The organism is Geomonas sp., from assembly GCF_035254065.1.
Taxonomy (GTDB): Bacteria; Desulfobacterota; Desulfuromonadia; order Geobacterales; family Geobacteraceae; genus Geomonas.
Genome location: NZ_DATFBA010000309.1, coordinates 1 through 3,555, shown reverse-complemented (window position 1 = coordinate 3,555; position 3,555 = coordinate 1). Strand labels below are relative to the sequence as shown.

Sequence of the window (3,555 nt, the reverse complement as noted above, 5' to 3'; positions counted from 1 at the left end):
AATCACCGGATTTAGTAAAAATAGTTGTTCCACCGACGTTTTTTGTGGAACCACCTCTTCGGATAGATCCCGTTCACCGTCTCGAATTTCGATTTCAGCCTGCGCTGGGATCGGTCACCCAAAATGGCAGAGGCGACTCTGCATCCTGCGAAATAGGAATAGGAGCATCATGGGTAACATAAAAAGGGTTCGCTTGCTCATCCTGGTAACAGTTCTGAGCCTCACCGGAGCTTCCTTGTTCGGATATCACCTATGGAAGCAGTACGACTCGACGGCAGCCAATCAAATCAGCTTCACCTCCTTCGTCGACAAGGTCAACGCCGGCGCTATCGTCAGGGTGAAGGCGGCGGGCGATCAGGTCACGGCCGAGGCCAAGACCGGGCAGAAGTACCAGTTCTATCTCCCGAAAGGGGCCGAACTCTCCACTTTGCTGCTGCCCAAGCACATCGATTACTCTTCCGCTCCGGCGGCGGGGGAAGCGAAATGGTTCGAAATCAGCATTATCTTGATCGTGGCAGGATCGCTTCTGCTGGTGTTCAGAAGATATACCGGCTTCGGGCGGAGCAAGGGGAAGCTGGTCGATGGCTCCCGCTCCAGGACCTCGTTCAACGATGTGGCCGGCGCCGAGGAGGCCAAGGCCGAACTGCTGGAGACGGTGGAGTTCCTCAAGGATCCCGAGAAGTTCACCAACCTCGGCGGCAAGATGCCGACCGGCGTGCTGCTGGTGGGGCCTCCGGGCACCGGCAAGACGCTATTGGCCAGGGCGGTGGCGGGAGAGGCGGACGTTCCCTTCTTCGCCATGTCCGGCTCGGAGTTCGTCGAGATGTATGTAGGGGTAGGCGCCTCCCGGGTGAGGGACCTTTTCGCACAGGGAAAGAAGTCCGCTCCCTGCATCATCTTCATCGACGAGATCGACGCGGTGGGGCGCAAGCGCGATGCCGCCGCCGGCGGCGCCAGCGATGAGCGCGATCAGACCCTCAACCAACTGCTGGTCGAGATGGACGGTTTCTCGGTCAACTCCGGCGTGGTGGTCCTGGCCGCCACCAACCGTCCCGAGGTCCTGGACCCTGCGCTGCTTCGCTCCGGACGCTTCGACCGTCAGGTGACGGTCCCCTCACCGGACATCAGGGGACGCGAGGAGATCCTGAAGGTACACGCCAAGAACGTGCCGCTCGCTTCCGAGGTGGACCTGCGGGTGATCGCCCGCGGCACCCCCGGCCTCTCCGGCGCCGACCTCGCCAACGTGGTGAACGAGGCCGCCATCCTTGCTGCCCGCGCCAACAAGGGTGAGGTCGAGATGGCCGACTTCGACAGCGCCCGCGACAAGCTCCTGATGGGTGCCGAGAAGAAGTCGCTGGTGCTCTCCGAGAAATCGAAGCTCTCCACCGCCTATCACGAGGCCGGGCACGTGCTGGTCGCCAAGCTCGTCCCGGGGGCGGACCCGGTCCACAAGGTTTCCATCGTCCCACGTGGGCGGGCGCTCGGCGTGACCCTGCAGATCCCCACCGAGGACATCTACTGCTACACCAAAGAGATGCTGGACGCCCACCTGAAGGTCCTGATGGGTGGCCGCGCAGCCGAGGAGCTGATCTTCAGCACAACCACCACCGGGGCGGGCAACGACCTGGCCCGGGCTACCGACACCGCCAGGAAGATGGTCTGCGAGTGGGGGATGTCCAAGGCATTCGGACCCGTCGCCTTCGGCAACCACGAGAGCACCGACCCCAGCGCCGGCCATACCGGCAAGAACTTCAGCGACACCACCGCGCTGGAGATCGATTCCGAGATCCGCTCCATCGTGACCGGCTGCTATACGGAAGTGATCGGCCTTTTGACCACCCACATGGACGCGCTCAAGGCTCTCACCGAGGAACTGGTGGCCAAGGAGACGCTGGACAGTCCGGAGATCGACGAGGTGATCGCGCCGCACTTCAGGAAGGCGGGGCTCGAGTTTCCGGCAGTGCAGGGGTAGAAGGGAAGAAGGTAAGGGAATAACACGAAAAAAGGGGCGAATGGCCGTGACTGCCATTCGCCCCTTTTATTTTTTCAGCCACGCTGTCGCTCTTATCTCGGAGAGGGGTGGGGTAGTCGCGGGCCGGGCAGGCATGTGCAGATGGGCCAGGTGGGCGACTGTTAACTGTTGCCGTGGCAGGAAGTAAATGGTATGTATTAGACGTTCTTTTTCTTTGCGGTAGCCGCGGGCAAGGCCGCTCCTCATTCAGCGAGGTGTTTTTTGGAGAACAGTCAGCCCGACGTGCAAGCTGAGCCGGCGACCGGCGAGGTCGAGGACCCTCTTCTCATACACAAAGGGCTCAGCAAGATCCGTCGCCGGCGTTGGATGGTATGGGCGGTGATCATCGTCTACTTGCCGACCATGTGCATCACGCAGGAAATCACCCACTCCTTCAACAAAACACTCCCCGTTTTCTTTGGCTGGTTCCTGGTCCTTTTGACCGTGACGGCCATATCCGCGGTGGCAAGGTGTCCCCGCTGCGGCAACTATTTCCACGTAAATGGCATGACCCTTTTGTATCTGCGCAGATGCCTGCACTGTCAGTTGCACCTAAAGGCAGACAAGAGAGGAGCAAGTCGAGATTAAGATTAAGGTTAAGAAAGGCAACAACCGAATCTTATCTCAGTCTCAATCTCAATCTTAATCTCGCTGTTTAATCTCGCTGTTTGATCTCACTGTCAGGAGGATGAAAGAATGAAACGAAGGTCTTTCTTGAAGTTTCTCGGGCTCTCCGCGTTTTTTCACCGCTGGCTGCTGGACGAGGCGAGGGCGGCCGTCGGGCCGGTGGTGGCGGTCGCCGAGGGGAGCGACTACGCTCAGGTCACCAGGAACGCCATCGCTGCGTTGGGGGGCATGAAGCGGTTTGTGAAGAGTGGCGACGTGGTGGTGGTCAAGCCGAACATGGGCTGGGACAGGACCTCGGAGCAGGCGGCCAACACCAATCCCATCGTGGTGCGGGCAGTGGTGGAGGAGGCTCTCAAGGCGGGCGCCAAAAAGGTGAAGGTCTTCGACCGCACCTGCAACGACGAGCGCCGCTGCTACGTCAACAGCGGGATCTCGGCCGCCCTCAAGGGGATGAAGAACGTCGACCTGAAATACATCGAGCCCGAGCGCTTCAAGAAGGTGGCCCTGAAAGGGAAGGTGCTGAGCGAGTGGGAACTATACGACGAGGCGCTGAACGCCGACGTCTTCATCAACGTCCCGGTCGCCAAGCACCACTCGCTTACCAAGCTGACTCTCGGGCTGAAGAACGTGATGGGTGTCATGGGAGGCAACCGCGGCGCCATCCACAAGAACATCGACGAGGCCCTCTCCGACGTGAACAGCGTCCTGAAGAGCCACCTGGTGGTGGTTGACGCGACCCGCGTACTGACCGCCCACGGCCCGCAGGGTGGCAACCTGCACGACGTAAAGGCGCTCCACAAGGTGCTCGCCTCCACCGACATCGTGGCGGCGGATGCCTACGCCACCACGCTCTTTGGTCACCGTCCCGAAGACATCTCCGTCACCGTGGCGGCCCATAAGCGGGGACTGGGCGAGAT

2 protein-coding genes are annotated in these 3,555 nt (G+C 60.6%); both read left to right on the top strand.

What is annotated here, in order from left to right:
- Nucleotides 1-169: 169 nt before the first annotated feature.
- Nucleotides 170-1,972, top strand: a complete 1,803-nt coding sequence (gene ftsH, locus VJ604_RS14225; RefSeq protein ID WP_324083570.1) for an ATP-dependent zinc metalloprotease FtsH — start codon at nucleotides 170-172, stop codon at nucleotides 1,970-1,972.
- Nucleotides 1,973-2,707: 735 nt separating this feature from the next.
- Nucleotides 2,708-3,555 (top strand): DUF362 domain-containing protein (locus VJ604_RS14220; RefSeq protein WP_324083568.1); only part of this gene is annotated, 848 nt, incomplete at its 3' end.

What these genes read in the sequence shown, in the direction of transcription:
- ftsH (WP_324083570.1), top strand. Translation starts at nt 170, where the DNA reads ATGGGTAACATAAAAAGGGTTCGCTTGCTCATCCTGGTAACAGTTCTG.